This is a genomic window from Fictibacillus sp. Mic-4, from assembly GCF_049843615.1.
Taxonomy (GTDB): Bacteria; Bacillota; Bacilli; order Bacillales; family Fictibacillaceae; genus Fictibacillus_A; species Fictibacillus_A gelatini.
In genome coordinates this window covers 35905-61710 of record NZ_JBBHZM010000023.1, presented here as the reverse complement: position 1 = coordinate 61710, position 25806 = coordinate 35905, and the positions used below count along the sequence as shown (strand labels likewise).

Annotated in this window: 22 protein-coding genes; 17 read left to right on the top strand and 5 right to left on the bottom strand. The window is 42.5% G+C overall.

Annotated elements, in window-relative coordinates; genetic code table 11:
* Positions 1-126: 126 nt before the first annotated feature.
* On the bottom strand, positions 127-1017 hold the full coding sequence (locus WD019_RS14700) for an alpha/beta fold hydrolase (protein ID WP_425711972.1): 891 nt from the start codon (positions 1015-1017) through the stop codon (positions 127-129).
* Between the two features lie 315 nt (positions 1018-1332).
* On the opposite strand from WD019_RS14700, the gene WD019_RS14695 reads away from it, so the two are divergent.
* Positions 1333-2157 carry a M55 family metallopeptidase gene (locus WD019_RS14695; RefSeq protein ID WP_425711969.1) on the top strand — a complete coding sequence of 275 codons (825 nt, stop codon included), beginning with the start codon at positions 1333-1335 and terminating at the stop codon, positions 2155-2157.
* Positions 2158-2392: 235 nt separating this feature from the next.
* Here WD019_RS14695 and WD019_RS14690 read toward each other — a convergent pair whose 3' ends face one another.
* Positions 2393-3724 (bottom strand): RNA-guided endonuclease InsQ/TnpB family protein, encoded by a 1332-nt coding sequence (locus WD019_RS14690; RefSeq protein WP_425711968.1) that lies wholly within the window; start codon positions 3722-3724, stop codon positions 2393-2395.
* A 216-nt stretch (positions 3725-3940) separates the two neighbouring features.
* Between WD019_RS14690 and WD019_RS14685 the strand changes: the two genes are divergently transcribed.
* From WD019_RS14685 to WD019_RS14665, 5 genes are all read left to right on the top strand, one after another.
* On the top strand, positions 3941-4873 hold the full coding sequence (locus WD019_RS14685; RefSeq protein ID WP_425711967.1) for an ABC transporter permease: 933 nt from the start codon (positions 3941-3943) through the stop codon (positions 4871-4873).
* 1 nt (position 4874) lies between these two features.
* Positions 4875-5828 (top strand): ABC transporter permease, encoded by a 954-nt coding sequence (locus WD019_RS14680; RefSeq protein WP_026677464.1) that lies wholly within the window; start codon positions 4875-4877, stop codon positions 5826-5828.
* 5 nt (positions 5829-5833) lie between these two features.
* The gene (locus WD019_RS14675; RefSeq protein ID WP_425711966.1) at positions 5834-6853 is read left to right on the top strand and encodes an ABC transporter ATP-binding protein; all 1020 of its coding nucleotides are present in this window, start codon (positions 5834-5836) and stop codon (positions 6851-6853) included.
* A gap of 23 nt (positions 6854-6876) precedes the next feature.
* Positions 6877-8493, top strand: coding sequence for a peptide ABC transporter substrate-binding protein (locus WD019_RS14670; protein ID WP_425711965.1), 1617 nt, complete (start codon positions 6877-6879; stop codon positions 8491-8493).
* A 63-nt stretch (positions 8494-8556) separates the two neighbouring features.
* Positions 8557-9474 carry an NlpC/P60 family protein gene (locus tag WD019_RS14665; RefSeq protein ID WP_425711964.1) on the top strand — a complete coding sequence of 306 codons (918 nt, stop codon included), beginning with the start codon at positions 8557-8559 and terminating at the stop codon, positions 9472-9474.
* A 347-nt stretch (positions 9475-9821) separates the two neighbouring features.
* On the opposite strand, the gene WD019_RS14660 is transcribed toward WD019_RS14665, so the two are convergent.
* Positions 9822-10136, bottom strand: a complete 315-nt coding sequence (locus WD019_RS14660) for a MerR family transcriptional regulator (protein ID WP_026677460.1) — start codon at positions 10134-10136, stop codon at positions 9822-9824.
* A 285-nt stretch (positions 10137-10421) separates the two neighbouring features.
* Here WD019_RS14660 and WD019_RS14655 point away from each other — a divergent pair, with 285 nt between their 5' ends.
* Positions 10422-10874 carry a MarR family winged helix-turn-helix transcriptional regulator gene (locus WD019_RS14655; RefSeq protein WP_425711963.1) on the top strand — a complete coding sequence of 151 codons (453 nt, stop codon included), beginning with the start codon at positions 10422-10424 and terminating at the stop codon, positions 10872-10874.
* Positions 10871-13999, top strand: a complete 3129-nt coding sequence (locus tag WD019_RS14650; protein WP_425711962.1) for an MMPL family transporter — start codon at positions 10871-10873, stop codon at positions 13997-13999. The genes WD019_RS14655 and WD019_RS14650 overlap by 4 nt, the downstream gene beginning before the upstream one ends.
* Before the next feature lie 136 nt (positions 14000-14135).
* Here the strand turns inward: WD019_RS14650 and WD019_RS14645 are convergent, their stop codons facing one another.
* Positions 14136-14453: a YjcZ family sporulation protein gene (locus tag WD019_RS14645; protein WP_051291414.1), complete on the bottom strand. Its 318-nt coding sequence runs from the start codon at positions 14451-14453 to the stop codon at positions 14136-14138.
* A gap of 302 nt (positions 14454-14755) precedes the next feature.
* Here WD019_RS14645 and WD019_RS14640 point away from each other — a divergent pair, with 302 nt between their 5' ends.
* Positions 14756-15649, top strand: coding sequence for a GNAT family N-acetyltransferase (locus WD019_RS14640; RefSeq protein ID WP_425711961.1), 894 nt, complete (start codon positions 14756-14758; stop codon positions 15647-15649).
* A gap of 78 nt (positions 15650-15727) precedes the next feature.
* On the opposite strand, the gene WD019_RS14635 is transcribed toward WD019_RS14640, so the two are convergent.
* Entirely contained in the window at positions 15728-16894 is a 1167-nt protein-coding gene (locus WD019_RS14635) for a YhgE/Pip domain-containing protein (protein ID WP_425711971.1), read from the bottom strand.
* A 331-nt stretch (positions 16895-17225) separates the two neighbouring features.
* Here WD019_RS14635 and sigX point away from each other — a divergent pair, with 331 nt between their 5' ends.
* From sigX to WD019_RS14595, 8 genes are all read left to right on the top strand, one after another.
* Positions 17226-17771 (top strand): RNA polymerase sigma factor SigX, encoded by a 546-nt coding sequence (gene sigX / locus WD019_RS14630; RefSeq protein WP_026677455.1) that lies wholly within the window; start codon positions 17226-17228, stop codon positions 17769-17771.
* Complete coding sequence (locus WD019_RS14625; RefSeq protein ID WP_425711960.1) at positions 17758-18963, top strand: hypothetical protein; 1206 nt, start codon at positions 17758-17760, stop codon at positions 18961-18963. The genes sigX and WD019_RS14625 overlap by 14 nt, the downstream gene beginning before the upstream one ends.
* 365 nt (positions 18964-19328) lie before the next feature.
* On the top strand, positions 19329-22367 hold the full coding sequence (locus tag WD019_RS14620) for an efflux RND transporter permease subunit (protein ID WP_425711959.1): 3039 nt from the start codon (positions 19329-19331) through the stop codon (positions 22365-22367).
* Positions 22368-22528: 161 nt separating this feature from the next.
* Positions 22529-23254 carry an SDR family NAD(P)-dependent oxidoreductase gene (locus tag WD019_RS14615; RefSeq protein WP_425711958.1) on the top strand — a complete coding sequence of 242 codons (726 nt, stop codon included), beginning with the start codon at positions 22529-22531 and terminating at the stop codon, positions 23252-23254.
* Positions 23254-24285 carry an S-adenosylmethionine:tRNA ribosyltransferase-isomerase gene (locus WD019_RS14610; RefSeq protein ID WP_425711957.1) on the top strand — a complete coding sequence of 344 codons (1032 nt, stop codon included), beginning with the start codon at positions 23254-23256 and terminating at the stop codon, positions 24283-24285. The genes WD019_RS14615 and WD019_RS14610 overlap by 1 nt, the downstream gene beginning before the upstream one ends.
* A 12-nt stretch (positions 24286-24297) precedes the next feature.
* Complete coding sequence (locus WD019_RS14605; protein WP_425711956.1) at positions 24298-24654, top strand: VOC family protein; 357 nt, start codon at positions 24298-24300, stop codon at positions 24652-24654.
* Between the two features lie 86 nt (positions 24655-24740).
* Complete coding sequence (locus WD019_RS14600) at positions 24741-25265, top strand: DUF6886 family protein (RefSeq protein ID WP_425711955.1); 525 nt, start codon at positions 24741-24743, stop codon at positions 25263-25265.
* Positions 25266-25381: 116 nt separating this feature from the next.
* Positions 25382-25789, top strand: coding sequence for a VOC family protein (locus WD019_RS14595; RefSeq protein ID WP_425711954.1), 408 nt, complete (start codon positions 25382-25384; stop codon positions 25787-25789).
* Positions 25790-25806: the final 17 nt, after the last annotated feature.

Below are 25806 nucleotides of genomic sequence, written 5' to 3'. Positions count from 1 at the left end.
CCAAGCGCAGTGAATACGAAGCGTGGAAGTAACAAAATGCGCCACTTCCTGGCAGAAAAATATCTTTTTTATTGATAGAAGTCCAATATCAGCTACTTTCGACAACATATCAGCCAATTTTAAATCCTATTTTTTAAGACGAAGAAACTTATGTACAATCTTCGCATAGTGCTCTGATTCCTCAATATCGGGAAAATGAGCACTCTTTTGAAAGATATAAAGCGACGAGTGTGGAATTCTCTTTGCCACTTCTTTACTAATGGAGACACCCGTATTACGATCATGCTGGCCAACAAGGACTAACGTTTCTTGATAGATGTGATGAACCCGCTTCAACAAAGGGGTACTGTTTTTTTGGCGAAGGATGCACCGGGCAAGATCTCCCCGGTTCGTAAGCCCGCTTTCTTCCCATAGCCGCCGGTTAAGTTGTGCGAAATCTTGATTTTCAAACAAAAGGCGGTCAACTGTTTCCGTATCAACGATCTCCCATATTTCCTGTAACTTTCTTGAAGCGGACAGATATTTACTGTTGATCTCCTCGATTTTTTCTTTCATCTTTCCGGTGGAAACGTGAAGAAAACCGTCCAGTTTTAATTGATCCATCCTTTCATGGTCATCAATACTTGGTGCTTGAATGATAAGCTTCTTGACTGAATGTGGGTAGGCGAGCGTATATTCCAGTGCTAGCTCGCCGCCAAAAGAATAGCCGAGCGGAATGAATGCAGGAAGAAGTAAAGATTTCCGCAGTTCTTCTAAGTCATCGAGCAACAGCTGCCGTGAATAGGCGGTACGGTCATCCGGCGGTTCAGTTCTTCCGCAGCCTCGTTGCTCATAATAGATGATCGTTGTAAATTGTTCGAGAAGCGGTCCAATCGTACGTTCAAATGTGTAGTGATTTCCACCGGGGCCTCCGTGAATGACAACAATAGGAACGGTTCTAAGTTCAGCACTCTTTATTTTTACCCAATGTTGAATCCCATTTACTTTTAAAAAATGCTCCCCATTTTTTAGCACCATATTTGTCACAACATACACCTCAAATTTAGAAGTTTTTCTAATCAACCATTCGACAGTTAGGGGAAAAAAATCCTTTTGCAGGTGTTTAAGCGGCGAGTGACGAATGAAGAAGCTGCATGCAATACTCGATTCTAGCATACGAATGAGGGGAATTAATTAACAAAAAATTCATAGTATAATGAATTATCCATTGATTTCGATTTCAATAATTACTAATATAGTAAATAGATTGGTAGTATTTAAAAAGCAATGATAGAAAGGAGGTTTTTTCACAGTCCATAGACTTATTCTACTATAAGAAGAGGAGGAAAAAAGTTGAAATTGTACATATCAGTGGATATGGAAGGGATTACGGGTCTTGTCGATTCGACATTTGTTGATTCGAGTGATCGAAATTACAAACGAGGCCAGCAGATGATGACAGATGAAGTTAATCATGTTATCCATTCCGCATTTGAGAATGGGGCGACGAACATTATTGTTAATGACAGCCACTCGAAAATGAATAACCTTTTAGTAGAAAAAATTCATCCGGAAGCGAGGCTCATTTCTGGAGATGTGAAACCGTTTTCTATGGTCCAGGGCCTGGATAACAGTTATTCAGGGGCAATCTTTGTCGGCTATCATGCCCGCGCATCGCAAAAAGGGGTGATGTCCCATTCGATGATTTTCGGCGTGAGAAATATGTACATTAATGACCATGAAGTTGGGGAAATGGGGTTAAATGCTTATGTCGCCGGCTACTACGGGGTACCTGTTATTATGGTTGCAGGTGATGATTATGCCGCAGAAGAAGCAAAGAAATTGATACCCGGTGTCACGACAGCGGCTGTCAAAGAAACGCTGTCACGGTCATCCGCTCTCTGTTTAAGCCCGCAAAAAAGCGGGGAACTGCTGCGTGAAAAAACGAAAGAAGCCCTGCTCCATATTGAACGGGTGAAACCGCTCATTCCACCGGAGCATCCTGTATTAGGCATTGAGTTTGCGAATTATGGTCAGGCGGAATGGGCCAATTTAATGCCGGGTACGGAAATCGTCGAAGGCACAACGATCGTTCAATTTAAAGCAAAAGATATGCTTGAGGCATATCAGGCCATGCTTGTGATGACGGAGCTCGCTATGCGGACGACGTTTTGTTAAAATTGCCACCCATTGAAGTGAAATCTGTCTTCTGATCGCCTTTGTTCCATAACTTTTGACCTACTCCACGGCTAAAGCCGCAAGCTATTGCCATAGGCAGTTGTGGGATTCTACCCGTGGGGGCTTTCTCACAAACATCCAACTTACTTTCTTCCAGTGAAGAAGCAGCGGTCGAACTTGGGTGAGCAACACAAGAGGTCGGTACACGACTTCCTGCGGGCAAGGTCAGTGCCTACTACGCCATCCTTCTGGCGATACTTTTATGACCCGATTGATGCCGGTCTTGTCCGGTTAAAAATAGGGGGTTCTCGTTCATATATCGTTTATACCAGACCGGTTGTTTAAATATGACTTCAAGGAGGTGGCTTACTTCCATCGGATACTTCTTCCGTGCGATATTCTGGGCACCGTTGACATCCCGATGGATTTCTGTTTGGAGAACAGAACATTTGAATTGACGTCCATTCGGTTGATGTCTTCCATGACAGAACGGACAGGTTTGCGACGTATAGCTTTCTTCCGTTTCTTCTACTTTGATACCTTTCAGCCGAGCCTTATATGTTAGCTTTTGTTTGATCTTTCCCTGGTTCCAAAGGGAAAGCTGTTGCCTTCTTACTTTCGTTGTTTTCGACTTTTTCTTTTTATCCTTTTTTGTGTTTTTCTCAATCCCGGCGACCCGTCCGATGACAAGATTTGTGACGTTTTCATTTTCTAAAAATGCGATCACTTCTTTCGTTGTTTTATGTTCGAGGTCTTCTAATTGGTTACTAGATTTCTGGCGGATTCGTTTCTTTGCGGTGTTGTATTTTTTCCATTGGCGGGATCCCTTCTTGCATCGGGACATTTTCTTTTGAAGATCAGCCAGCACTTTGGCGCGAAATTGGGAAATGCTTCGGATCGCGCGTCCGGAGACGACGAGCGCTTTGTTTTCGGTGGCTACGGTGACGGCATGGATTTCCCCTAAGTCCGCTCCGGCAGGACATAAGGGCAAGGAAGAAAGGTCTTTTTCTTGTACGTTAACGGAATAGTGGAACCAATAGGAACCGTTTTTCCAAACGATTTCAGCGTATTTACAATTCGTTAATGGTTCTTTTGCGAGGTTCGGAATGATCACTTGTTCATTTCGTTTCGGAAATTTTTCATTCCAGTTTTTCTTTCTCTTTTTCGTGACGAAGTCGACAAGAGACAGGCGATACTCTGCTTTTTTGATGCCGATTGTTTCGTCTGAAATGTCCATGGAGGCTTGTTTGAGCGGAATACAATAATAATATTTTTCTTTCCATGGGTACTTTATTTTTTTATCCGTCTTTCTCAGCTTCCGGGTCGTCTGGCGGTTGGCATCGTATTTATCGACAATTGCCTGAACGGTTTGGGAATGAAGATTATAGGAGCCTTTACGTACCGCTTGAATGTCGAATTTGTTGAGCCATTTTTTATAGGTGAAGAAATAACTCGTTGCTTCCCGGACAATATCATTCCAAACCGAAGCCGCTTCACGTTGCATCGTTCGCAATTGATCATAAATCAATGGGTCATAAGGAATGCGAAAGGAATGGGTGACAAACATTTCGACTCACCTCCCTTTAATTTTTATAAACAGGAACATATATTCGTATACAGTTTTATTCTACCATTGAAATCGGAAAATTGGAACACTTTTTTAAACTTAATTTAGAGGTTGAACGTTTAAAGACCTATGACCACATCGAAGCCTCACTTTCTTCTCATGCCTAAAGGCGATGGGATTTCTCGTTCGGAAAATCTGTAAAGGTGGGATCCAAAGATGCTAAAATATATCGGCAAACGCTTTATATCCATGATGATTACCATATGGGTCATCGTCACGCTTACGTTTTTCTTGATGCACGCCATACCGGGTTCACCGTTCAACCAGGAGAGAAACACGAATGACACGGTGAGAAAAAACCTGGAAGCCCACTACCATTTAGATGAAAATTTGTTCGTTCAGTACGGTATTTACTTAAAATCTCTTCTACAATTTGATTTCGGTCCTTCAATTAAACAAAGCTCCACATCAGTTAATGAATTATTGTCGCGCGGCTTTCCAATTTCGTTTGAGCTCGGTTCTGTAGCGCTCCTTTTTTCGATCATTTCCGGAATTGCTTTAGGCATTTTTGCCGCCCTTCGCCATAATGGGGTTATCGATTATGGGGCCATGACATTGGCCGTCATCGGCATTTCCGTTCCGAACTTCATTATGGCAACCCTTCTCATTCAAGTTGTAGCGGTAGACTTGAAGTTGCTTCCCGTTGCGACATGGGCGAGCTACAAGCACATGATTTTGCCTGCTCTCGCGCTTTCCATGAGCCCGCTTGCGATTATTGCCCGCTTGACAAGATCAAGCATGCTCGAAGTACTGACGCAAGACTATATTCGAACGGCACGGGCAAAAGGCTTATCGCCATTTAAAATTGTCGTTAAACATGCGCTCCGAAATGCGCTTCTTCCCGTTATTACGATATTAGGGACTTTAGTTGCCGCTGTATTAACCGGAAGTTTTGTCATTGAAAAGATTTTTGCCATCCCCGGCATGGGTCAATATTTTGTCAGCAGCATTAACGACCGTGATTATCCTGTCATTATGGGCACGACCGTTTTTTACAGCACACTTCTCATTTTTTTGCTTTTTTTAGTCGACATTGCCTATGGAATTATTGACCCGAGAATTAAGCTCCATAAAAAGGAGGGGGAGTAGGATGGTGCTTCCAAATCGCACAGGTAATGAAAAAAGACAGTTCCCTCCGGATGAGTTGTTTATTCCTAAAAAAAGAAAAGCAAGGAATGCTGATGCAATTGTTCGTCCCGGGCTGTCGTACTGGCAGGATGCCCGCCGCAGATTGGTGAAAAACAAACTTGCGATGGCTGGATTGGTTTCGTTGATTTTACTTATCATCATGGCCATTTTCGGCCCGATTTTGTCACCGTATGAAGTAACGAAACAGGCATTAACCGAAAGCAATTTGCCGCCTTCTGCTTCACACTGGTTCGGTACGGACAACCTTGGCAGAGATGTCTTTACAAGAACATGGTATGGGGCGAGGATTTCGTTATTTGTCGGGGTTATGGCGGCATTGGTCGACTTTGTGATCGGCGTCATTTACGGAGGGATCTCGGGATACAAAGGCGGCAGGACCGATCATTATATGATGCGGATCGTTGAAATTTTATACGGTCTCCCTTATTTATTAATGGTCATCCTTCTTATGGTCGTCATGGGCCCGGGGCTTTTGACAATCATTGTTGCACTCAGCATTACCGGTTGGACAGGAATGGCGCGAATTGTTCGTGGACAAGTGCTGCAATTAAAACATTACGAGTTCGTCCTCGCTTCAAAAACGTTTGGTGGTAAAACGAGACGGATTATTCGAAAACACCTGCTTCCAAACACGATGGGTCCGATCATTGTCCAAATGACGTTAACAGTTCCAACCGCGATATTCGCTGAAGCGTTTCTCAGCTTCATCGGGTTGGGCGTTCAGGCGCCGTATGCAAGTTGGGGTGTCATGGCGAGTGATGCATTGTCGACGATTTTAACCGGCCAGTGGTGGCGGCTTTTCTTCCCGGCTTTTTTTATTTCATTAACGATGTTTGCGTTCAACGTGTTAGGTGATGGATTGCAGGATGCACTCGATCCAAAATTACGGAGGTGATCCGCATGAATACGATCCTTGATGTGAAAGATTTACACGTTTCATTTAAAACTTACGGCGGGGAAGTCCAGGCCGTTCGGGGAGTCAGTTTTACCGTTAAAAAAGGGGAGACCGTTGCGATTGTTGGGGAATCCGGATGCGGCAAAAGTGTGACTGCCCAGAGCATCATGAAGCTCATTCCGAATCCTCCCGGGAAAATTACATCCGGCAGCATTCTCTTTAAAGGCAGCGACCTTACAAAGATTTCCGAAAAAGAGATGAGGAAAATCCGTGGTTCAGACATTTCAATGATTTTTCAGGATCCAATGACCTCGCTCAATCCAACGTTAACAATCGGCGACCAGATTACGGAGGCGATTTTGCAACATGAACCAGTCGTGACGAAAAAAGAAGCCCAATTTCGGGCATGTGAAATGCTCGGGGAAGTCGGCATCGCCAATCCGAAAGAACGATTAAAACAATTTCCCCACCAGTTCAGCGGCGGGATGAGGCAGCGCATCATGATCGCGATGGCGCTCGTCTGTAATCCGTCCATTTTAATCGCGGACGAACCGACGACAGCTTTAGATGTGACCATTCAAGCGCAAATTATCGACCTTTTTAAAAAAATCCAGCGAAATACGGGGGTCGCAATCATTATGATTACCCACGATTTAGGGGTCGTTGCAAAGCTCGCCGATCGGATCAACGTCATGTATGCCGGTAAGGTTGTCGAGTCAGGAACGACCAGCGAAATTTTTTATAACCCTCAGCACCCTTACACGAAAGGATTGCTAAATTGCGTGCCGCGATTGGATTTGGAGCGTGGCCAGCCTTTAATTCCGATTCCCGGGTCGCCGCCAGATTTATTCGCACCGCCTATCGGTTGCGCTTATAGCTCAAGATGTGAGTTTGCCATGGAAGTATGCGATGCCTATCAGCCCGGTAGAACTCTTGTGGCAGAAGGGCATGAAGTAAATTGCTGGCTACAGGACCAAAGGGCGAAACAGGTCAAGTTTCATTTGCGTGAAAAGACGTATAGCTAAAAATTTCAAGGAGGTACTTTCCGATGAAAAAATGGTCAGTCATGCTTGTCGCTTTTGTGATGATCGCAATGGTAGCAGGATGTACAACAGGGGCAAACCCGCCAGGCAAAGAGGGAGATAAAAGCGGGAAGGAGAAAATCGTATCGCTAAATAATGGAAATGAACCGACTTCACTTGATCCGCCTATCGGATTTGATGCCATTTCATATAACCCTTTAAACAACTTGATGGAAGGGTTGACCCGACTCGGGAAAAATAACGAGCCGGAAGCAGCCACAGCTGAAAAATGGGAAGTTTCAAGCGATGGGAAAACGTATACGTTTAAAATCCGCGAGGACGCCAAATGGTCGGACGGAAAACCGGTGACAGCGCAAGATTTTGAATATGCATGGAAGCGTGTCGCAGACCCGAAAACAGCTTCTCCTGCGGCTTTCTTATCCTACTTTATTCAAGGGGCTGAGGAATTTAACACCGGTAAAGGAAGCGCACAAGATATGAAAGTGAAAGCGAAAGATGATAAGACGCTCGAAGTGACGTTGAACAGTCCGCAAAAATATTTTCTAAGCGTCATTTCCAACCCGGTATTCTTTCCAGTGCCGAAAGAAACGGTGGAAAAAAACAAAGACTGGGCAAAAGAAGCCAATACATTTGTTGGAAACGGCCCATTCAAATTGGCGGAGTGGAAGCATAAAGACCAGATGAAAATGGTCAAGAACAATAACTATTGGGATGCAAAAAGCGTGAAATTAGATGGCGTCGTCTGGAAAATGATCGGTGACAGCAACACAGAATACCAAATGTTCCAAACAGGGGAACTGTCAACATCAGGAATTCCCGCTGACTTAAGCGAAAAGTTATTTAAGGAAGGGAAAGCGAAGGTTGAAGATCAATCCGGGACTTACTTCTTCCGGGTTAATGTAAAAATGAAGCCGTTCCAAAACAAAAATATCCGGAAAGCGTTCAGCCTTGCCGTTAATCAAGAAGACATCGTTAACTATGTAACGAAAAATAAGGAAAAGCCGGCCCATGGGTTTGTCGCCTACGGATTTAATGACCCGGCGGGAGGGGATTTCCGCGAGGTTGGCGGCGATTTGATCAAGCCGGATAAGGAAAAAGCAAAAGAGCTTCTACAAAAGGGGATGAAAGAAGAAGGGTATGATAAACTTCCGCCAGTCACTTTAACCTATAGCACGGGGGATGATACACATAAGAAAATCGCTGAAGCCCTTCAGGAAATGTTCAAGGAAAACCTTGGCGTCAATGTTAAGCTGGCAAGCCTTGAGGCCAATGTCTTTTCAACGGATCAAAAAGCGTTGAAACTGCAATTCTCCCGCTCTTCCTTTTTAGCGGACTATGCGGACCCGATCAACTTTTTAGAAAGCTTTGTGACTGACAGCCCGATGAACCGGACAGGATGGGGCAATAAAGAATATGACAAGCTTATTGCAAGTGCGAAAAAAGAAGGCGATGAGAAGAAGCGGTTTGAAGACATGCATAAAGCGGAAAAGATTTTAATCGATGAAGCGCCAATTTTCCCGCTCTACTTCTATAATCAAGTGTACTTGCAAAATGAAAATGTAACCGGCATCGTCAGACATCCGGTTGGCTATTTGGAATTAAAGTGGGCGGACGTAAAATAGACGATAGAATGGGTGTTCTAAAGGATGAACACCCATTTTAACAGAAAGATCGGAGGGCTTAGTTTGGAAAACGAATGGATCGTCAATGTATCCGTTGCGACGTTATGGACATCACCTGAATCTCCACGGGAGAAAGATCAGCTGCTGCTTTCTAATCCTGTACAAATAAAAAAGTGGATTTCATCGAACAGCTATGACGATAAGCTGGAGCTCCATGCCAAAAATATGATCCAGTCACAGCTACTCTATGGCCAAAAGGTGATTGTGACAGAAGAAAATGGAGAGTGGTTATCGGTTCTTGTTCCCGACCAGCCTTCTGGGAAAAACGAGTCCGGGTATCCGGGATGGATTCCGAAGCAGCAGCTCACCCCGGCTTCGTCATTTGAAGGCGGCTCCTATGATTCTTTTGCGGTTATCTCCTCTCCTACTGCTTTTTTATATCGTTTAGAAGAAAAGAAGGAAATAGAAATAAGTTTTAATACCCGGCTCGCCATTCAACAAATAGGGGAAGAATGGGTTGAGGTAGGGACGATAGATGGAACGAAAAAAGTAAGAAGAAATGATGTTGAAATCTACTCTGTCCACGACGGCATCCCTAAAGGAACCGGGCAAGATATTGTCAGGGCAGCGGAGAAATTCCTTAACCTGGAGTATTTATGGGGCGGTATGTCGGGGTTTGGTTACGACTGCTCCGGTTTTGCTTATACGATGCACCATTTTAATGGAATCACGATCCCAAGAGACGCGTCTGACCAACATAAACGCGGGAAAAAAGTGACGAGAGACGAATTAGAACCGGGAGACCTTGTTTTTTTTGCCTACGACGAAGGCAAAGGTTTCGTTCATCATGTCGGAATCTATTACGGGAATGATCAAATGATCCACTCGCCGAAAACAGGAAAAACAGTTGAAATCATAGCCTTAACAAATTCTCCTTATGAGATTGAATTTTGCGGAGGCAGGAGATTTGGCAAGGAATAGAATCATAGCGCACGAAACCCTTCTTTCTAACAGAAAAGAAGGGTTTTTTAATGAAAAAACAATGTCAGCTTTCCTTACATCATTGAAGCGAACAAAAGGCTTCCATGATACGCTTTTGCAATAAAGATAAGGTTCCGATATGTAAATCAACCATTTAAAGGAAGAGGGATGAAATGAAAAAGAAAAAATGGTGTTCGTAGGAAATGGTTAGACCCCATTTGCAAAATGCCGGGTTTTAAAGTTTGTGCGGTAAGGGTAAGGCCGGTCATCGATTTAACAGTAAATTAGCTAGAGCGCTCCCGGACATTTGCCTGAGGGAGCGTTTTCGCTTAAAGAATAAAAGTCGCTCATTCCCTTATTTTGAAATGGGCATTCAATTGCCCTCGAATCATTTTTTTAACTTCCTTTCGATCAAGCTGCTTTTCTCTCCGCATCATTTCTTTTCTAATTTCATAAGTTTGCACCCCGTCTTCAATTTGATTTGCGATTTCCATGAGCCGTTCAATATCTGAAAAAGAATATTTCCGATTGCCGTGCTTCGACCGTTCGGGAAAGATTAAATTCCGTTCTTCATAATAGCGAATTTGCCGGTGGGTCAAACCGGTTAATTCACTGACAATTCCGATGGTGATTACTTTTTTGTCTTTGTAAGACTGACTCATTTCATTCACCCCTCGTTTATAATCCGCTGTTGCTTGCACTTATGTTAATAAAAATAACAAAGATATGTCAATAATTATATGAAAATTATAAAATTTCCGCTATATTAGTGTAAGGATTTCTAACATTGATTTTAATCAAACGTTTGATTGATGGATCTGTTCTCTTATGGCTTCAAACCAGACTAATATTTTCATTGACAGAGAATATACTTTTTCATATAGTTATCAACATAAACAGTTCAACTTGTGAACAATATGATTCTACATAGAAAAAAGGTGAATACAATGGATTTGCAGGAGGTTATTAACCGTTATGAAATGGCTTCATTTACGGTAACAAAGCGAATTCAGTCGCTAATTAAAGAGCAGTTGCAAGACATTTTAACGATCGAGCAGCATTGCATCTTGCGGACGATTAAATTGCTCGGGCGTGCAACGACAACTGAACTTGCCGAGATGTTTTTAGTGAATAAAAGCGCCATTACGGCAATCATTGCAAGATTAACAGAAAAAGGCTATATCAAACGGTTCCGTGATCGAAAAGACCGGCGGATCGTGTATTTAATGTTGACGGAAGAAGGAAATAACGTGTTTGAATGGTCAAATAAAAAGGTGTTTGAAATTGTTTCAACGTATTTGAAACAATTTGACCAGAAAGAAATTGAAGCGTTTATCCATACATTTGAAACGTTTGCCCAATTGCTCCATGAAGAGAAGGAGGAGAAATTAGAAGAATGAGAGGGATCATTAAAGCAAGATGGCTAATCGTTGCCGTTTGGGTCCTGGTTGTTGCCCTGCTGGTGATGACTGCACCGAATATGGCCAACCTCGTTCGGGAAAAAGGCCAGATCGGTGTTCCAGACGGGTATCCTTCTACCGATGCGCAAAAGCTGCTCAATCAAATGGACGAACATAAGGCAAAAGGCGAATCGCAGGTTGCCCTCGTTTTTCACGATCATGAGAGGCTTACGAAAGCGGACCTCGCGGAAATCAAACGTGGGCTTGACCGGCTTGATCACGATAGGCAAAGGCTTGGTGTATCATCCATTCTTTCCCATTTTCATCAAAAAGAGTTAAAAGACCAGCTCGTCAGTAAAGATGGAAAAACGATTCTTGTCATGCTGACGGTTCAAAAAGGAAAGCGCGAGCCTGCCGAAATTTCAAAGGCGCTCTATCGGGAGTTGAACGACGTCAAAGTCGATCATTATTATACGAGCAGCTGGATGATTGATGAAGATGTCATGAAGAGCTCGCAGGATGGATTGAAAAAGACGGAATACATTACGGTTATTTTTATCCTGGCGGTTTTGCTCATTGTGTTCCGGTCATTGATTGCGCCGTTCATTCCGCTATTAACTGTCGGAATTAGCTATATTACTGCGCAATCGATTGTCGCATTTTTAGTGGACAAATGGGATTTTCCGCTCTCTAATTTTACGCAAATCTTTTTAGTGGCGGTCCTGTTCGGAATTGGAACGGACTATTGCATTTTGCTATTGAGCCGATTTAAAGAAGAGATTGGCTCCCATGAGCATTTACATGATGCCATACTTGCAACCTATAAAACGGCAGGGAAAACGGTGCTGTTCAGCGGCATTGCGGTAATGTTCGGATTTGCTGTCATCGGGTTATCGACATTTAAGCTGTATCAATCGGCTGTCGGTGTTGCGGTTGGTATTGCCATATTGCTTCTTGCCCTTGTCACGATTGTTCCATTCTTTATGGCGGTCTTAGGAAAGAAGCTGTTCTGGCCGGCGAAAAAGTCAATTGAGCATAAACCGAGCCGGTTTTGGGGAGCTGCCGGAACGTTTTCCTTTAAGCGTCCGCTTCTTACGTTATTGTTAGTGGCCGCCATTGTTACGCCATTTCTGCTGACGTATAACGGGCAATTGTCGTACAATTCCCTCGAGGAAATCGGCGACAGCTACAATTCGGTGAAAGCCTTTAACATCATTGCAGATAGCTTCGGCCCCGGCGAATCGCTGCCAACGAAAATTGTAGTAAAAAATGATGAGCCGATGGACCACGCGTCATATTTAGCGACAATGGAAAAAATTAGCCGTGAAGTTGAAAAAGTAAACGGCGTGGATACGGTCAGAAGCGCGACAAGGCCAGTCGGAGATGAGCTAAAAGAACTGCTTGTCGCCAATCAAGTAAAGTCGCTGCACAAAGGGCTAGGCAAAAGCAACGATGGAATAAAAAAAATCAGTGACGGTTTAGAAGATGCGAGATCTAAACTATCGGAAAATGAACCGAAATTAAAAGAAACAACAAAAGGCATCGGTGCTCTTGTTGACGGAACGGATGACCTGAAAACAGGCGTCGGGGCAATTTCGGGCGGCCTATCAAACATCGAAAAAGCGATACGTGAAGGTTCTTCCGGTGCCGGGGAAATGAAAAAGGCAGTCACCGAAGCGAAAACCGGTGCACAATCGCTTTATGAAAACAGCCAGAAATTGCTTCAAGGCTATCAGCAGGCAGGTGCCGGTTTATCACAACTTGCAACGCATTATGAAGATGCGCAGAAAGGAATAGCGAAGGTTTCTGGGGCACTGAAAAGCCTTACCCCCCATTTTGCCAATCTGGAAAAAAACCATAAAGAACTTGCGGCGGATCAGGATTATCAAATGATGAAAGGAACCATCATGCAACTTCAAAGCGAGGTTAACCGACTTTCAAACGGATTGGCCCAGCTTAATCAAAACTTGAGTAAAACGTCAGTAGGGATCAAAACCGCAAACAACGGCCTCACGGAAGTAGTCAATGGACAAAAAAAAGTAAGCAATGGACTTGGTCAACTTGTGAAAGGATTGGAGCAACTTGAGTCCGGGCTATCCAAAACGGCCGAAGGGCAAAGCCAGGTCATTTCAAAACTTCCTGAAGTGCAAAATGGGCTTACCAGGATTAATAATGGGCAAAAACAGCTTCAAGAAGGATTTGGCCAATTGGATGGACAAATGAGCCAATTAACGAATGGATTAAAGAATAGTGCCGACGGGTTGCATAAAGTATCAGGCGGACTTGAATCGGCCAACGATTATTTAAAAGGGCTGTCATCCGCATCAGATAAGGAGCTTGCCGGATGGTATATACCGGATGTCGTTTTAAGCAATAATGATTTTCAGCAAGTGTTTAATACGTACATGTCACCGGACCGGAAAATGGCGACGATGGATGTTATTTTTAAGCAAAATCCGTATTCAAGCGAGGCGCTCGATAAAGTAGATGATATTAAAGCAGCGATAAAACGTGCCGTAAAGGGAACAAATTTGGAAAATGCACAGGTCGGCATCAGCGGAGTGACAAGCATGTATTCCGATTTAAATGATATTTCAACGTCTGACTATACCAAGACGGTTGCCATGATGCTCATAGGCATTGGCGTCATTTTAGTTTTGTTGCTCAGATCCGTCATTATGCCGCTCTACATTCTCGCTTCGCTTATTTTAACCTATTATACGGCGATGTCGGTGTCTGAAACGATTTTCGTCAACATCTTAGGCTACTCGGGTATTAGCTGGGCTGTTCCGTTTTTCGGGTTTGTCATACTGCTTGCCCTTGGAGTCGACTACAGCATTTTCTTAATGGACCGGTTTAATGAATATAAAGGAATTTCCGTTAAAGAAGCGATGATCGAATCAATGAAGAAAATGGGAACAGTCATTATTTCTGCGGTCATTATACTCGGCGGGACGTTTGCTGCGATGTATCCGTCAGGCGTACTATCGATGATGCAAATCGCGACCATTTTCCTGACGGGAGTATTCCTCTATGCATTCGTCATTCTTCCATTCTTTATCCCGGTCATGGTCAAAACATTCGGCAAAGCGAATTGGTGGCCGTTTGCCAGAAAAGAAGAATAAGAGAAAACAAGGTTGCAAGAAAAGTCTTGCAGCCTTGTTTCGTCTAACTGATTTTTAATTATAGGTGTAAAAAAAGGAATCGGCTATTTGCCGATTCCAATCCTGCTTCTTGCCTCTAGCCAAAGCGGCTTTAGAACTAACAGCCGCATCCGTCACATGAACTGCCGCCAAATCCTTTAGCGAAGCCACCGAATCCGGCACAAGAACATCCAACGATGATTAACAGGATGAAGAGGACGACGATAATAGCGAATCCGCGGCCCCAACCGCCGCCGTATCCAAAACCGCCGTAGCCGCCATATCCATAGCCATAACCGCCGTACCCATAGCCTCCGTATGGATAACCACCCATAACAGGTACACCGTAACCGACTCCGCCAACTCCAAATCCCGGATATCCACCGAAGCCGTAACCACCGCCAAAGCCAAATTGACGTTTTCCAGGTCTTTGCATAATAACTCTCCTTTCGTAAAAAGGGATTTACAACTCCTTGCATAATAGAGTATGTACATAACAGCAAAATAGTTTGGGACAAACAGTTAGGGCATTCGTGGAATTTTAAATTTTTTTGTGTAAACCCTTTGATGGGGGAGCCGAAATAAGTAATGTTATAGATCCCAATAGGCTTTAGCTTTTTCATGTCTAAAACGGCGCTAAGCGATGTCGAATGCTTTTTGTTGAAAAGAATTGGAAATTCGTGCTACATTAAAATAAAATGACCAGTCATTTTTAATTTTGTCCCGGGAGGTTAAAATGTGATATCGATCAAACGATTCAGCGAATTAAGTTATAAGGAAGCGGTTGTGTTATGGAATGAGGGATTTAAATATTATTTTTCAAATATGACGATGACGGTCGATGCTTTTATTCGAAAGTTGGCAAATGAAGGTCTATCACCTGAACATTCAGTTGTGGCTTACGTGGATCATGTTGCTGTAGGGTTTGCCATAAATGGCTTTCGTGAGATGGATGGAAAAAAGATTGCATGGAATGGAGGAACCGGGATTAAACCTGAATTCCGCGGACAAGGAATCGGCAAAGTATTAATAGAGGCGTGTCTTGATGTGTATCGGGAACAAGGAGTGGATTTAGCCCTTTTGGAAGCGGTTGCACAAAATGAGCGGGCCATTGCTTTATATAAAAAAATGGGGTATGAAGTGTTTGAGGAACTTGTTTTTTTACAACAGAATGGAGCGATGACAATAGACGCTTTCCACACCAATTCCAATTTTGAAATAGTCCGGGGCATTCCTGAGGATATTCAGTCACTCGAATTCTTTCAACCGATAAAGGCATGGCAAGTGCAAGTTCCAAGCTGCAAAGGCGCAGAATCAATCATTGTTAAAAAAGGCAATGAGGTTCTGGCATATGCGGTTTACCAGCGGATGATGGATGAGAAACATAACATTCAAACGATTGCTCTCAATCAGTGTGAGATCAAAGAGTCAATTGATGATCAAAAGGTAGCTGATTTCATTCTCTATCATGTTTTCCAGCCGTATCATAAGATAAAAAGAATGGTGAGAAATCTCTCGAAAAATAACCAGCTTGTTTATAATACACTGCTCGCTGCTGGCTTTGAAACGTTCGTTGAGCAAGTGCATATGTCTAATCGGCTTGACCAATCTATTAAAGAGAGCATTCAATAAAAAACTGCACCTCCAATTGTTCGTTGTGTCTAACAATTGGGGTGCAGTTCATTTTTACTCCGGTTTTTCGTTCTTTTGTCATGCTGTAGCATTTGTTTGGGGGCTGTTCTCTTTCGCTAACAGGATCCGAATGGCTGAAAGAAGAAGACATGTTATCGATATGAGCAGCAAACAATAGATGTCCTTTGTTAAATTGCCATCTCCAAAAGCGGTTGTAAAGTAGCCATTTGCCGCATAGGTCGCTGGAAGCAACTTGCCGATCGTTTGAAAAAAGCTGCTTAACATCATACGCGGGATAATGACCCCTGACGTAACGAGTTGTGCAGAAAGAATGATAATATTTAATAACATTCCTGCATTGCCGAAAAGAATGATAAACAGTTGACTGAGGCAAAGGAATGAATATAAGACAAGGGACTGAAACAGCCAGATGACAAAAATTGATGTTTTAAAATGCACATCGGAAGCCAGCATGAGCAACACAGTAAGTATAGAGATAAACATAGGGATTCCGAGATTAATAAGCTGCCTCGATATAAAAAGGGACCATTTTGAATACAGGCGAGAAATCTTTTTTGCTGCAAAAGATAGTTGTAAGCTCATAATCATGGCGCCGACAAACGATGCCAATACTACCATCATAGGGACCATGGTAGCGGAAAAGCTTTTCACTTCATTTGTTTTAATAATGGTTGCATGTACGCCGTTTATTCTAAATCCATTGATTACATCCATTAAATTTGGCGTTTTTAGGATGTTATCTTTATTTTGAGACTCAGACTGCTTTTTTAATTCCTTTGTAATTGCTGCTTTTTTTTGAATAAATACTTCTTCATTGACCCGTGTTGTAATTTCCTTCGCTACGTTTTCCATTGCCTTTCGAGTAGATTTGGAGTTCGATTGATTGATGTAGAAATTAATATTGGCTGTTTTTCCTTTTAAAATGTTTGTCGAAAAATTTCCCGGGATATAAACAATCATGTCGTATTGAAGCTGATTCATGTTCTTTTTTGCCTGGTGCAGTGAATTCAGGTCGGAAATTTTATATGTAAGACGTTGATGGATAGCTTTTACGATTTCCTTTCCTTGCTCGGGATCATCGTTTACAACGGCCATCCGAAGGGGATTAACATGGCGGCTCTCGCCATGGTATCCGCTTAGCCAGACAAAGAAAAACGCCAGCTGAAAGGCAAGGGCTAAAGCAATTCCAATGTAAGTTTCCCGTTGCTTAAAAAAGCGCTTCATGGCTTTCACGCATTTCTCTCCTTATACTTTTTAAATAAATAGAAACGTCAACAACAAAAAGAAAGACCAGCAGAAGAATCTTCCGGCAATCTTTTCTTAAGTATCTAATAATTGTATATACTCCCTTGTCCCTCTGTCAAATGCCATACGTTTTATTTTTGATATGAAAATAAATGTGATGTGATTGTTTCCATATTGTAACCATAAGATAAATGGAATGTAGTAAATTAATAGAGACAGATTTTAATAGGACGGCACAAATTCAGATTAATAATGTAACTTTTTAATAAGATTAGCGACTAATAGTATAGAACGTTAGGGGGTCTATTTTGTGGAAGACTCATTTGACCGGTTATATGAGGAGTATCACCAATCTCTGTTTCAATATATTTTTTATATGGTAAGAAATCGGGAAGTTGCAGAAGATTTAGTTCAAGAAGTGTATATAAAAGTTTTAAAGTCATATAAAAGCTTTGAAGGAAAAAGCTCTGAAAAAACATGGCTCCATTCGATTGCAAGACATGTCACGATTGATTGGATTCGCAAGCAAAACCGCAGAAAAAAGAAACTTTTATTCTTTACGTTATCGGAAAAAGAAAACTTGATAAAAGATCATGAACCATTGCCGGACGAATGGGTAACACAAAAAGAATCGGTCAAGCAGTTATATAAAACATTGCATAAATGCACGCAAGACCAACAACAAGTACTCATTCTTCGTTTTATTCAATCACTCTCCATTACGGAAACTGCTGCAGTGCTCGGCTGGTCGGAAAGTAAAGTGAAAACGACGCAACATCGGGCAGTTAAGCGGCTAAGAGATCTTTTGGATCAGCGTTTGGGCTTAGAGGAGGAATTGAAAGATGGAATCGTTTAAGTGGAATGAAGAGCAAATCCAAAAACAATTGGAAAATATGCCTCCCATAAAGGATAGGCAATCGAAAGAGCGCGTCTTTCAACAAGTTAAATCAAAACTGGAAGAATCCGAACGAAAGAAAAGGTGGGTCAAAACAAGGGTTGTTCCGACGATCGCGACGGCATGTGTTGTTGTCATGATCTCAGTTCTCATCCCTGTAAATCACCAGAGTAATCAATCTTCCTCCTCCAAGAAAAGAGTAGAGGATATAAAAGGCTTCGAATCATCTGGAATGGATACACCGCATGATTTAACAAAGAACGGAAAACTATCACTTGTAAGCCTGGAAACTAAAGAGCAAAACTCAAACTCATTCATTAAAAACGGCGAGAGATACCACGCTCCGATTTTGAAAGGCCAAATCAAGCAACCAGATCAAGCGGTGGTGACGATTGCCTATTTAGAACGGGAAATGCCATGTATTGTTCCTGTTAGCTTTCTTGTGAAGGATAAAGGGTCTTACGTAAAAAATGTTAAGCAAGTATTGACCAAATTTAAACCGGAGACAGTTGGGTTGGACACGACCATCTTAAATAAGCTGTCGTTTAAAGAAGATGGAAATACGATAGTCGTTGATATTCCTTCAGGCGAAATCCGTGACAAGAAAGAGGCTGCCTTATTTGAAAAATTATTGGAATACACGTTCGCCTATAATCATCAATTTACAAAAGCAAAATTAATGACAAATGGGAAACCCGGGATAACAATTGGAGACGATCAAAGAAAACGCGAATTTAATCTTGATTTAGTCGGATCGCCAACGTTTGTCATGCAAACGGATACCGGTGACGAATTTTTAGTGAACAGTTACGGGGCGAATATAAAACATATTCCAAGGGATTTTAAAAATGCTTTAAATGAACTTAAATACGGAATAAAGGACGAGAGCCAATTATCGCCTGTCATTCCTAAACATATTAAGCTAGGTGCGTCAGGACAACAATCATCAGCCGTCGTTTCATTTCATCAAAAATCTCCATTAAAAAATAATATGGAGACAAGAAAAATGCTTGATGCCATTGTTGTAACGGCAAAAGCCTACGGACATAAACATGTGAAATTTAAAAATACCGGCGTTCAAAAAATTGGGCCATACCGTTTTAATCGCTCAATCGACGAAACAGTAGGAATAAATTATGTTGAAGCAAATTAAGAGTGCAGCTGCTTACCATCGTAGGCAGCTGCACTTTTTTTCCTTCTAGTACAACTACGCCCGAAGTCTTAGTAAAAGACACGACCCGAGAACGTTTTGGAAAAGAAAGGAACCCGCTAATCTATAATCTATGAGATGCAAAAGTAAGGGGGGAACAGATGTGGCCACTTTCTTTAACTTTTACATAAAAAAGGCGAGAGGGGCGGTTTATTTTTTATTATGATGAGTTTTGTCATAGGGAAAAGTGACAAATGTAATCATTTTATTAATTTGGAAAGAAATATGTTGTATTTCTAACTCTAGCATAATAAAATGTGGCTGTATTTCTTTTTATTGGAAGATGAAAATAAAAAAGGAGGCAGTATATGCTGCACTTAACAAAATTTTCTATGAAGAACCGAGCCGCGATCGTCATTATGGTTTTTATTATATCTATAATGGGAATTCTGTCGGGAAATAAACTTTCGATGGAATTTCTCCCAAGCCTCGATAATCCGGTGGTTACCATTACGACGTTAGCTGATGGAATGGACACCGGGTCGATGGCGAAATCGATCACAAGCCCGCTTGAAAAAGATTTAAGAAATGTAAAGCATTTAGAATCGATTGTATCGACTACCAATCAAGGAATCTCTAAAATTGACCTATCATTTGGCGTTAAAACGGATATGAAAGAAGCCAAGAGGGAAGTTGAAAGTATTGTGAACAGTTTTCCTCTTCCCGATGGAGTAAAAAAGCCATATGTCGTGCAATTAAATACATCGATGATTCCGATCGAACAGATTGCAATTAATAAGGAAGGGAAATTTACAACTGACGATCAAAAAGAAATCGAAGATGTTGCCATTTCCCAGCTTGAAAGCATTGACGGTGTAGGGGATGTAACGCTATATGGAAAGTCTGCCCGGGAGATATCCATTGAATTGAACGAAAAGGAAATGCTAGCTAAAAAAGTAACTATGCCGCAAATCATAGCCGCATTGAAAGGGAAGAATATTTCCCTCCCTGCCGGTGATATTACCTTGAATGGAAAAACGAACTCTTTGCGCGTCGTTGGAAAAATGAAAGACTTAAACGAATTAAAAGAATTGCCGGTTGCTCCTCATGTCGTGTTAAAAGACGTTGCCGATGTAACGAAACAACAAACGAACAGTTCCGTTACAAGGGTCGATGGAAAAGAAGCAATGTATATCGCAGTGACCAAAGAAGATAGCGGAAACGCCGTTCAAGTTGGAAAAGATGTTAAGGAAAAGTTGAAAGCGATTAATAAACAATTTGATGGCAAATATCATCTGGAAGACATTTATTCTACTTCTCAATCCCTTTACGATTCAGTTATGCGGATGGCAAAAGAAGTCGCTTTAGGAGCTTTGTTTGCTTCCGTCGTCATCTTGGTTTTCCTGCGAAACTTTAAGTCTACGATTATCGCAATTGTCAGTATCCCGCTTTCGATTTTTATTACACTTATTCTGTTAGAGAAATCAGGCATTACACTCAACATCCTTACACTTGGAGGACTTGCGGTTGCTGTCGGCCGTCTAGTCGATGACAGCATCGTCGTTATTGAAAATATATATCGGAGGCTGCAGACGGGTGAACGGTCAAAAGAACTGATCATTGATTCAGTAAAAGAAGTGGCTGTTGCGATTACATCCTCGACGATTACGACGATTGCCGTATTTTTGCCAATTGGACTCGTTGAAGGATTTATCGGCGTATTTTTCAAACCGTTTGCGTTAACAGTCGTATACTCGCTTTTAGCCTCTCTAATTGTTGCATTGACTGTTGTGCCATTAATGAGTTTCGTTTTGTTGAAAAAAGTGAAATCCCATTCCTTTAAAAAGCCTGAACGCTACTTATCTGCTTTAAAATGGTCACTAAACCATAAAATTATCGTTTGTGTTTTATGTTTAGCGATGTTCGTCGGTTCAATTGCCATGTATGTCATGTTGCCCACCGGGACGATCTCTTCAGCTGATGAAAGTATGGTCCAGGTGAAAATGGAATATCCGGAAGACATGAAGTTCGAGGATATAAAGAATGGGGCATTTCGCCTTGAAGATGAATTAAAGGGCCTAAAAGGAGTAGAGACGACGATCTCACAAGTCGGGACAGACGAAGATATGGCCCAATTTGGGGAGGCGCAAACGGATAACATTGCTACGCTTACCGTTAAAATGAAAAAAGGCGCAAATGCAGATGCGTTCATTAAGAAGGTTAAATCACTTGCAAATGACTATAAGCCCGCTCAAATTTCAACAAGCAAAGCAAGCATGATGGGCGGATCCGGATCCGATAAAGTGACGTTGAACGTTACAGCGGAAAATAAAAAGGATCTCGTGCCAACAGCCATCGAACTGAAAAAGAAAATGGAGGAAATGAAAGGCCTTGATAAAGTCGAGTCGAACTATGAAGACTTGAAAAACGAATGGCGGCTTAACGTCGACCAGAAAAAAGCGCAGGCGAAAGGGTTGTCCGCCGAAGACATAGGCAATCAAGTGCGCGCGCTTGTCGGAAAAACGCCTGTCGGCCAATTAACCATCGGCGGTGAAGACTTGCCGGTAAAAATAAGCTATGATCTATCAAAAACAAAAGATAGAGAGGATTTATTAAATACGGCAATCGTCTCTCAAACAGCCGGTCCCGTCAAAATAAAGGATGTCGCCTCCTTAAAATTCGAACCGGCTAAATCGAAAGAATTCCATAAAGACGGAAAAGAGTATTTGCAAGTATCAGCAGTCATCACCGGGAAAAATGTTAAGCAAGTCAATACAGACATTACGAAAATGTTAAACAAATTGAAGAAGCCATCCGGTGTAAAAGTAAGCGTTGCCGGGGCAACCGAGGAAATGAACAAACAATTTGCCGACCTGTTCCAGGCAATGGGAGTGGCGATCGCGATCGTTTACCTGGTCATGGTCATTACGTTTGGCCAGGCACGGGCACCGTTTGCGATCCTGTTCTCCCTTCCGCTGGCAGCGGTTGGGGCGATACTCGGTCTTGTCATTTCAAAAATACAAGTGGATCCGTCCGCGTTAATAGGCGCACTAATGCTCATTGGCATTGTCGTAACGAATGCAATTGTATTAATTGACCGTGTTCAGCAGCAAAAAGCGAAAGGATTATCTACACGGGAAGCCATTCTTGAAGCGGGTGCCATTCGCCTTCGCCCGATCATGATGACGGCTGTTGCTACCATTTGTGCGATGATTCCTCTTCTCTTCAGTGAAGATAATGGAAGCCTTGTCTCTAAGAGTTTAGGTGTAGTCGTCATCGGCGGTTTAACCGTATCAACTCTCCTGACGTTGATTGTCATACCTGTGATTTACGAGATCCTCGAAAAGTTAACAAACTTGTTTCAACGCAAGAGGAAAAAAGAAACTGTTTCAAAAGCGAGTGTATAAAAAAGCTGCCTTCTTTGGCAGCTTTTTTTAGTGCACCTCGTGTCGAAAAATTTTTACAGGAAAAGATTGACGTCTGAAAATTAGTACGATTATAATGTAAATAACTTATTAAATATAAAAGTATAAAAAGTATTTAAAATAACTTTAAGGAGGATCTTGAGATGGCAAAAGTAGTGATGATTACAGGGGCTTCTAAAGGATTAGGGAGAGCATTGACGCTATATTTTGCGCAAAAAGGGCATCAACTTGCGATCTGTGCGAGAGGGGAAGAAAAGCTAAGAGAAGTTCAACAGGAAGCGGAAAAACTCGGGGCAGAGGTGTTGGCGGTCGTTGCGGATGCATCAGTCGCACGCGATGTAGAACGGTTTGTCGCAATGGCTGAAGACCGTTTCGGGAAGATTGATGTTCTTATTAATAATGCCTCAATGCTCGGGCCAAGCCCGATGCCGTATTTGCTTGATTATCCTGAAGAAGATTTTGCCGATGTTTTGCGCGTGAATGCGATTGGCCCGTTCCTTGTTACAAGACGGGTGCTCCCGGCTATGCTGCAGCGCAATGAAGGAAGCATCATTAATGTGACATCGGAGGCTGGCAATGTTGGTTATGCAGGCTGGGGTGCCTATGGAATCTCGAAGTTTGCACTTGAAGGTTTGACCGAAACGTGGGCGGATGAAGTGAGTGAAACGGGAGTCCGTGTGAACATGGTTGACCCCGGTGAGATGGATACAGAAATGCATGCGCTCGCCGTACCAGATTGCGATTACGAGCTCGCCAATCCGAATGATGTTGTACATGTGTTCGGCTATCTTGCCTCTGATCGCGCAAAAGGAGTCAATGGTAAGCGGTTTAGCGCCCAGGAGTTTTCACTAGAAGGGAGCGGGAACTAATGGCGGTGTCTGCGATCAATTTCTCATTGCCGGAAGAATTAAATGCGAAAATGCCGCCGGAGAGAAGGGGGATTCGCCGCGATTATGTGCGGATGATGGTTCTTCATAAAGAAACAGGGGATCGAGAGCATGCACAATTTTATAAGCTTGATCGCTATTTAGAAAAAGGAGACCTTGTTGTACTGAATTCAAGCCGTACGGTCCCGGCCGTTTTAAAAGGAACATTGAAAAAAGAGGAGGGCCGGGAAGTAGAAATCCGGCTCGCCCATCGGAAAAGCGAGAAGGTCTGGGAGGCGCTGGCCGTCCGTGAAGAAATGAACATCGGAGAACAGATTTGTTTCTCCCCGGTATTATCCGCAACGGTTATCAAGACCCATCAAGATGCTCCTTTTGTCACACTGGAGTTCAACTTATGCTGCTCCGACCTGTACGATCAAATTTATGCAATCGGCCAGCCGATCCGCTATGAGTATATTGAGAAGCCGTGGGATCTTGATTATTATCAGACCGTCTATGGAACAGCACCTGGATCTGTTGAAATGCCGTCAGCAGGGCGCGCTTTCAGCTGGGAATTGTTATTTCGCTTGCAGAAAAAGGGGGTGCGGATCGCCTTCATCCAGCTTCATACCGGATTAAGCTATTTGCTTGATGATAAGTGGCATTTAGGCCCACGGGAAAACTACGAAGAATACCATCTACCGCAAGAGGCAGCTGAAGCGATTGCTGAAACAAAAGCAAATGGGGGAAGGATCATTGCTGTCGGGACAACGGTCGTCAGGTCCCTTGAAAGCGCGGCTGACGAAAAGGGAATCGTCCAGGCACAAAGCGGTTGGACCAATTTATACATTCACGAAAAAACAAAGCTGAAGGTCGTTGACGGATTAATTACCGGTCTACATGAACCGGAAGCGAGCCATTTAGATTTGTTATCTGCCTTTGTAAAAAAGAATCATTTGTACAGGGCCTATCAGGAAGCGATTCAAATGAAATATTTATGGCATGAATTTGGCGATATGAATTTAATTATTTAAAGAGGTGAAGTGATGCAAGTCCATCATTATGGAATTGATGTAAGCCATCTTGAAGCATCAGTTGAATTTTATCAAACGTTTCTCCATTTGAAAGTGATAGAGCGAATGTCTTTTATGGACGAAAAAATAGTGTTTTTAGCGGGGGATGGGTTATGCATCGAGCTAATTGAAGGACCGGATGGGCGTCCTCCCGCTTCAGCTCATCTTGCGTTTTTAGTGAACGATCTTGGGCAATTAATGAACGAACTTGGAAACCGCGGGTTCGTTCCAGCAGAAGGACCATACCGGATTAAGAAAGATTGGAAGTCCGCCTTTTATAAAGGTCCGGATGGCGAAATGATCGAGTTTATGGAAATGAAGGAAATTTAATAAAATAATGGAAAGGCGCAAGGGAAACCTGCGCTTTTTTTATAGGACTAAAGGAGGAATTCGGCGCATTTATAAGGAAATAATGTGTGAGGTGGATATATCTGCTTTTTCATTTTAGCGAGGATCCAACGATTCAAAGTTTTATGCCGAGGCAGCATCCCGCGTATCCTGATAAGCCACCAATGGTCTGGGCCATTGATGAAGAACGGGCGCCACTCTATTTTTTTCCGCGTGATTGTCCAAGGATCGGCTATTGGGCTATTGAAACAACAACAACCGAAGATCAGCTTACGTTTTTTTCACATACAACTGCAAAAAAGATCGTTGCAATTGAAGGAAAGTGGTTAGAAAAAATAATGACGACAAAGCTTTATGTGTATCATTTTCCGGAAAGTTCCTTTTATTGTCTCGACCGCGGTGCAGGATATTATGTTTCTCATGAAGAAGTTCAGCCAATTGATAGGAAGCCGGTCGGAAGCTTATTGCAACGTTTAGTAGAAGCAGATGTAGAATTGAGGATTACGCCGTCACTCGTCCCGCTAAAAAATGCATTAATTCATTCAAGTCTCCACTTTTCAATGGTCCGTATGCGCAATGCTCAGCTTTCATGATTAATTGATCTATTTTGGAATAGGTGTAGGACTTAAGTCTAAGAATCGTTACGAAAACTTTACAATAATTAGAACATGGAAATAAGATTCATTTAATAAACTAGTAGAGGGAATGTATGGCACAATCAAAAACAAGTATATTGCACCATATTGAAATCAATGTTACAAATCTTAAGGAATCCGCTGCTTTTTGGGGATGGATTTTAACGGAGCTAGGGTTTACCCGCTTTCAAACATGGCCCGACGGCATAAGTTGGAAGATGGGGGACACGTATCTCGTATTTGTGCAAACAAAAGACAAGTATAGGCATATCCCTTATCACCGGTGCGCAACGGGATTGAACCATCTTGCCTTTTGGGGCAAATCGCGTAATTTTGTTAATGAAATAGCGGGCAAGCTAAAGGAGAAAGGAATTCCCTTGCTGTATGAAGACCGTTATCCATATGCGGGCGGGCCATCACACTATGCTGTATTTTTCGAAGATCCGAATCGAATCAAAGTAGAAATTGTTGCACCCGATTAAAAAAGGAGTGATAAAAG

Excerpts from the sequence above, each read along its gene's own strand:
- WD019_RS14655 (WP_425711963.1), top strand. The coding sequence starts at position 10,422 with ATGGATTTGCAGGAGGTTATTAACCGTTATGAAATGGCTTCATTTACG.
- WD019_RS14700 (WP_425711972.1), bottom strand. The coding sequence starts at position 1,017 with ATGGTGCTAAAAAATGGGGAGCATTTTTTAAAAGTAAATGGGATTCAA.
- WD019_RS14675 (WP_425711966.1), top strand. The coding sequence starts at position 5,834 with ATGAATACGATCCTTGATGTGAAAGATTTACACGTTTCATTTAAAACT.
- WD019_RS14685 (WP_425711967.1), top strand. The coding sequence starts at position 3,941 with ATGCTAAAATATATCGGCAAACGCTTTATATCCATGATGATTACCATA.
- WD019_RS14620 (WP_425711959.1), top strand. The coding sequence starts at position 19,329 with ATGCTGCACTTAACAAAATTTTCTATGAAGAACCGAGCCGCGATCGTC.
- WD019_RS14645 (WP_051291414.1), bottom strand. The coding sequence starts at position 14,453 with ATGCAAAGACCTGGAAAACGTCAATTTGGCTTTGGCGGTGGTTACGGC.
- WD019_RS14650 (WP_425711962.1), top strand. The coding sequence starts at position 10,871 with ATGAGAGGGATCATTAAAGCAAGATGGCTAATCGTTGCCGTTTGGGTC.
- WD019_RS14660 (WP_026677460.1), bottom strand. The coding sequence starts at position 10,136 with ATGAGTCAGTCTTACAAAGACAAAAAAGTAATCACCATCGGAATTGTC.
- WD019_RS14670 (WP_425711965.1), top strand. The coding sequence starts at position 6,877 with ATGAAAAAATGGTCAGTCATGCTTGTCGCTTTTGTGATGATCGCAATG.
- WD019_RS14610 (WP_425711957.1), top strand. The coding sequence starts at position 23,254 with ATGGCGGTGTCTGCGATCAATTTCTCATTGCCGGAAGAATTAAATGCG.
- WD019_RS14690 (WP_425711968.1), bottom strand. The coding sequence starts at position 3,724 with ATGTTTGTCACCCATTCCTTTCGCATTCCTTATGACCCATTGATTTAT.
- WD019_RS14680 (WP_026677464.1), top strand. The coding sequence starts at position 4,875 with ATGGTGCTTCCAAATCGCACAGGTAATGAAAAAAGACAGTTCCCTCCG.
- WD019_RS14625 (WP_425711960.1), top strand. The coding sequence starts at position 17,758 with ATGGAATCGTTTAAGTGGAATGAAGAGCAAATCCAAAAACAATTGGAA.
- WD019_RS14615 (WP_425711958.1), top strand. The coding sequence starts at position 22,529 with ATGGCAAAAGTAGTGATGATTACAGGGGCTTCTAAAGGATTAGGGAGA.
- WD019_RS14635 (WP_425711971.1), bottom strand. The coding sequence starts at position 16,894 with ATGAAGCGCTTTTTTAAGCAACGGGAAACTTACATTGGAATTGCTTTA.
- WD019_RS14605 (WP_425711956.1), top strand. The coding sequence starts at position 24,298 with ATGCAAGTCCATCATTATGGAATTGATGTAAGCCATCTTGAAGCATCA.
- WD019_RS14595 (WP_425711954.1), top strand. The coding sequence starts at position 25,382 with ATGGCACAATCAAAAACAAGTATATTGCACCATATTGAAATCAATGTT.